Below are 4,692 nucleotides of genomic sequence, written 5' to 3'. Positions count from 1 at the left end.
CTGTCTCCTCACCATGCAAAACGAACAAGATGTGTGCCCGTGCGGTGTTTACCGGACGGCATTCAATTGAGAGCGAACTGGGACGCTAGCAAGGTCGCGACGAGCTGGTCAATATCCTTATGCAAGTAGATAACCGCAGGTAGGAGCCTTGATAACCAGTCGATAGCGAGGTTATACGGGTCATTTGTAGAGTGTGGCCACGCGCATTTCTCATTGCTGCCGGAGAGGGTGAGGGTCCATTTCCCTTTTCCCGGTGGGCGCTCCCTCAGTGCTCCCTTCATTTCCCCTTCATTCATTGGAGAGCCGCCATGCCGCCCAGTGACATCGCGTACGCCGAGCTGTACGTCGCGGACGACCGGGAGGCGTCCGGCTTCCTCGTCGACAGCCTCGGTTTCGTCCCCCTGGCGGTGGCGGGCCCCGCCACCGGCACCCACGACCGCCGGTCCACCGTGCTGCGCAGCGGTGAGGTCACGCTCGTGGTCACCCAGGCGCTGGCGCCGGACACCCCGGTCGCCCGGTACGTGGAGCGGCACGGCGACTCCATCGCCGACCTCGCCTTCGGCTGCGACGACGTGCGCTCCTGCTTCGACCGCGCGGTCCTCGCCGGCGCCGAGGCGCTGCAGACCCCGACGCCCTCCCACCGGGCGGGCCAGGACGCGTGGTTCGCCACCGTCTCCGGCTTCGGGGACATCCGGCACACCCTGGTCCCGGCGGGCGGCGGGGACGGCGCGGGGCTGCTGCCGCCCGACCGGGACTGGGCGCTTCTCCCGGCCGCCACGGGCCGCACGGGGCCGCGGCCCCTCCTCGACCACGTGGCCGTCTGCCTGGAGTCCGGCACGCTGCGGAGCACCGCCGAGTTCTACGAAGCGGCCTTCGACATGCCCTACTACTCCTCCGAGTACATCGAGGTGGGCGAGCAGGCGATGGACTCCATCGTCGTGCGCAACGCCGGCGGCGGCATCACCTTCACGCTCATCGAGCCGGACGACACCCGGGTGCCGGGCCAGATCGACCAGTTCCTGAGCGCCCACGACGGGCCCGGCGTCCAGCACCTGGCCTTCCTGGTGGACGACATCGTCGACTCGGTCCGGTCGCTCGGCAACCGCGGCGTGGCCTTCCTGAGCACCCCGGGCGCCTACTACGACCTGCTCACCGAGCGGGTCGGCGCGATGGCCGACGCCATCGAGGACCTGCGCGCGACCAACGTCCTCGCGGACCGCGACGAGTGGGGCTACCTGCTGCAGATCTTCACCCGCTCGCCCTACCCGCGCGGCACCCTCTTCTACGAGTACATCCAGCGCAACGGCGCCCGGGGCTTCGGCAGTTCCAACATCAAGGCCCTGTACGAGGCCGTCGAGCGGGAGCGGGAAGTGGCCGGCCGATGACCCCCGCCGTCCGGCGCCCGGCGGACCCCGAGGGCCCGGCGCCCGCGGACCCCGGGGCGGTGGCGACCGTGGACCCCGGGGCGGTGGCGCCCGGGGGGTCCGGGGCGCCGGCACCGGGGGAGGCCGGGAGCCCGGCGGGCGGCGCCGGTGTCCGGGCGTTGGAGCCGCTCACGCTCGACGACTTCGCGCGGCTCGCTCACGGGCAACTGCCGGCCGCCACCTGGGACTTCATCGCGGGCGGCGCGGGGCGGGAGCGGACCCTCGCCGCGAACGAGGCCGTTTTCGGCGCCGTACGGCTGCGGCCCCGGGCCCTGCCCGGCATCGAGGAGCCGGACACCTCCGTGGAGGTGCTCGGCTCCCGGTGGCCGGCGCCGGTGGGCATCGCGCCGGTGGCCTACCACGAACTCGCCCACCCCGACGGCGAACCGGCGACCGCCGCGGCGGCGGGCGCGCTCGGACTCCCGCTCGTCGTCAGCACCTTCGCCGGCCGGAGTCTCGAAGAGGTGGCCCACGCGGCGAGCGCACCGCTGTGGCTCCAGCTGTACTGCTTCCGCGACCACGAGACCACCCTGGGCCTGGCCCGCAGGGCCCGCGACAGCGGCTACCAGGCGCTGGTGCTCACCGTCGACACCCCGTTCACCGGCCGCCGACTGCGCGACCTGCGCAACGGCTTCTCCGTCCCCTCCCACATCGTCCCGGCCAACCTGACCGGCACGGCGGCGGCCGGCAGCGCGAGCCCCGGCGCGCACAGCAGACTCGCCTTCGACCGCCGCCTGGACTGGTCCTTCGTGGCCCGCCTGGGCGTGGCGAGCGGCCTCCCGGTGCTGGCCAAGGGCGTGCTGACCGCACCGGACGCCGAGGCCGCGGTCGCGGCGGGCGTCGCGGGCATCGTCGTGTCCAACCACGGCGGCCGCCAACTCGACGGCGCACCGGCCACCCTGGAGGCGCTGCCCGAGGTGGTGTCCGCCGTGCGCGGCCGCTGCCCGGTCCTCCTGGACGGCGGCGTCCGCACCGGCGCCGACGTCCTGGCCGCCCTGGCGCTCGGCGCCCGTGCCGTCCTGGTCGGGCGCCCCGCGCTGTACGCGCTGGCGGCCGGAGGCGCCGCGGGCGTGCGCCGGATGCTCACCCTGCTGACCGAGGACTTCGCCGACACGATGGTGCTCACCGGCCACGCGGCGACCGGCACGATCGGCCCGGACACCCTGGCCCCGCCGTACCCCGGCCCGCCACACCCTGGCCCGCCGCACGACGGCCCGCCCACCGCGCCCCGACCGGCGCCGCACCGAGACAGGAGCCACGGATGACCACCACCCCAGCGCGCACGGACCGGGACGGCGTCCTGGCGCGGACCGCCCTGCACCCCAGCCTCTCCGCCCCGCTGCTCGACACGATGAACTTCCTCAACGAGGTGACCCTCCGCTACCCGCAGGCGATCTCCTTCGCCCCGGGGCGCCCCTACGAGGGGGACTTCGACGTCGCACGCGTCCCCGGGTACATCGAGACCTACCTCGACCACCTGCGCGAGCGCGGCCACTCCGAGGAACGCGTCCGCACCGCGCTCTACCAGTACGGCGAGACCGCCGGGCAGATCAGGGACATCGTCGCCCGCATGCTGGAGGTGGACGAGGACCTGACGGTCGACCCCGCCTCCGTGGTGGTGACGGTCGGCTGCCAGGAGGCCGTCCTGCTCACCCTGCGCGCGCTGTTCACCGGACCGGACGACGTGCTCCTCGTCGACAGCCCCGCCTACGTCGGCATCACCGGCGCGGCCGGCCTGCTGGACATCCCCGTCGTACCGGTGCCCGGCACCACCGACGGACCGAGCCCGGAAGGGCTCGAACGCACCGTCCGGGAGATCGAGGCGAGCGGCCGGCGCGCCAGGTGCCTGTACGTCGTGCCCGACTGCTCCAACCCGACCGGCGTCAGCATGCGCCGCGAGGCCCGCACCGCCCTGCTCGACACCGCCGCGCGGCTGGACCTTCTCCTCCTGGAGGACAACCCCTACGGGGTCTTCAGCCGGGTGCGCCGTCCCACCCTCAAGTCCCTCGACACCGAACGGCGCGTCGTCTACCTCGGGTCCTTCGCGAAGACCGCCTTCCCGGGCGCCCGCGTCGGCTTCGTCGTCGCCGACCAGCTCGTGGCCGGCGCGGAGGGGCGGCCGCCCGGTCTGCTCGCCCACGAACTGGCCAAGGTCAAGAGCATGGTCACCGTCAACACCCCCACCCTGAGCCAGGCCGCGGTCGCCGGACTGCTGCTGCAGAACGGCGGGGGACTGCGGGCGGCGAACGAGGCCTCGGCCCGCCACTACCAGTCCACGATGCGGTGCCTGCGGGACACCCTCGCCGCCGAACTGCCGCCCGGTTCACCGGAGTCCGACGGAGTGCGGTGGAACGATCCCGACGGCGGGTTCTTCCTGACCCTCGACGTGCCCTTCGAGGCGGACGAGGCCGCGCTGGACGTCTCCGCGGAGAAGTACGGCGTCATCTGGACGCCGATGCGCCACTTCCACCTGGACGACGCGGGCGACCGGCAGATCCGGCTGTCGTGCAGTTACCTCACCACCGACCGCGCCGCCGAGGGGGCGACGCGGCTGGCCCGCTTCGTCAAGGACCGGGCGCCGTCTAACGGTTGAGGTCGCTGTCCTTCACCAGTCCCGCCTCGTACGCGATGATCGCCGCCTGCACCCGGTTGCGGACCTCCAACTGGGTGAAGATGGCGCTGACATACGTCTTGATCGTGCCCTCGACCAGGTGCAGCCGCTGCGCGATCTCCGCGTTCGACAGCCCGGCCCCCAGCATGCCGAGGACCTCCTGCTCCCGCTTGGTCAGCAGCGTCGTGCGCTCCCCCGACACCTCCGAGCGCGGTGAGGGGGCCCGGCGCAGCTCGGTCATCAGCCGCCGCGCCACCAGCGGGGAGAGGCAGGAACCGCCGGACGCCACGGCCCGTACGCCGGAGATCAGGTCCCGCGGGTCGGACGCCTTGAGCAGGAACCCGGCCACGCCCTGGTCGAGGGCCCGTTCGATGTACCGGTCCTCGCCGAAGGTGGTGAGGACGACCACCGCGGTGTCCGGGTTGGTGGTCCGCATCTCACCCGCGGCCGTCAGGCCGTCCATCTCCGGCATCCGGATGTCGAGCAGGGCCACGTCGGGCCGGTGCCTGCGGGCCAGTTCGACCGCCTCCCGCCCGTCGGCCGCCTCGGCGACCACCTCGATGCCCGGCTCGGTCGTCAGGATGGAGCGAACTCCGGCCCTGATGATGGTCTCGTCGTCGGCGAGCAGTACGCGAATCATCCGATCCTTCCCTGGTG

4 protein-coding genes are annotated in these 4,692 nt (G+C 72.9%); 3 read left to right on the top strand and 1 reads right to left on the bottom strand.

The genetic code is table 11. The annotated features are described in order from the left end of the window. Nucleotides 1–308: 308 nt before the first annotated feature. Genes hppD through C4J65_RS13340 form a run of 3 tightly spaced genes read left to right on the top strand, consistent with a single transcriptional unit; the run spans nt 309 to nt 4,017 of the window. Nucleotides 309–1,385 (top strand): 4-hydroxyphenylpyruvate dioxygenase, encoded by a 1,077-nt coding sequence (gene hppD, locus C4J65_RS13350; protein WP_115742616.1) that lies wholly within the window; start codon nt 309–311, stop codon nt 1,383–1,385. Next, nucleotides 1,382–2,689: an alpha-hydroxy acid oxidase gene (locus C4J65_RS13345; protein WP_115742615.1), complete on the top strand. Its 1,308-nt coding sequence runs from the start codon at nt 1,382–1,384 to the stop codon at nt 2,687–2,689. The genes hppD and C4J65_RS13345 overlap by 4 nt, the downstream gene beginning before the upstream one ends. Further along, the gene (locus tag C4J65_RS13340; protein WP_115742614.1) at nt 2,686–4,017 is read left to right on the top strand and encodes a PLP-dependent aminotransferase family protein; all 1,332 of its coding nucleotides are present in this window, start codon (nt 2,686–2,688) and stop codon (nt 4,015–4,017) included. Before C4J65_RS13345 ends, C4J65_RS13340 begins: the two co-directional genes overlap by 4 nt. On the opposite strand, the gene absA2 is transcribed toward C4J65_RS13340, so the two are convergent. Next, nucleotides 4,007–4,675, bottom strand: a complete 669-nt coding sequence (gene absA2, locus C4J65_RS13335; RefSeq protein WP_115742613.1) for a two component system response regulator — start codon at nt 4,673–4,675, stop codon at nt 4,007–4,009. The two genes, C4J65_RS13340 and absA2, sit on opposite strands and share 11 nt — an antisense overlap. Nucleotides 4,676–4,692: the final 17 nt, after the last annotated feature.

Source organism: Streptomyces sp. CB09001, from assembly GCF_003369795.1.
Classification (GTDB): Bacteria; Actinomycetota; Actinomycetes; order Streptomycetales; family Streptomycetaceae; genus Streptomyces.
The sequence above is the reverse complement of the archived record's forward strand: the minus strand, read 5'-3'. Positions and strand labels throughout refer to the sequence as shown.